The 412-nt window shown below is 41.5% G+C and carries 1 protein-coding gene; it reads right to left on the bottom strand.

Annotated elements, in window-relative coordinates; all coding sequences use genetic code 11:
* On the bottom strand, positions 1-412 hold a 412-nt coding region (locus tag IL45_RS00010), incomplete at both ends, for a DUF7507 domain-containing protein (protein WP_036578884.1).

Here is a 412-nt window from a genome sequence, read left to right as displayed (position 1 = left end):
CGATATCCATTTGAGTGATTGTATACATTCCTGTGAATGTTCCCATCTCGCCTGGTAATAAAGTATCTGGTGTTGTTGTCTGAGCTACAACTCCTAATAAAGTATCGCTTACTGTTACGCCTGTCAAGGTAGTCGTTCCTGTGTTGGTCGCCGTTAAGGTATAGGTAATCATATCACCTACACTAATAACTCCATCACCATTGGTATCTGCATAAACACCACCTTTAACTAACTCGATATCATCGTTTGGTGTTAACGGTGTAATCGTTGGATCATTCGTCGTATCACCATCCATATCGTTATCCTCATCAGCTGGATTATCACTATCTGACACATCGCTTACTGGTCCGTTTGGACTCGTTGCATCTGTTGTCGCAGTATTCTCAACTTCTCCATTATCGATATCCATTTG

Origin of the sequence: Nonlabens ulvanivorans, assembly GCF_000732625.1 — a bacterium.
Taxonomy (GTDB): domain Bacteria; phylum Bacteroidota; class Bacteroidia; order Flavobacteriales; family Flavobacteriaceae; genus Nonlabens; species Nonlabens ulvanivorans.
The sequence above is the reverse complement of the archived record's forward strand: the minus strand, read 5'-3'. Positions and strand labels throughout refer to the sequence as shown.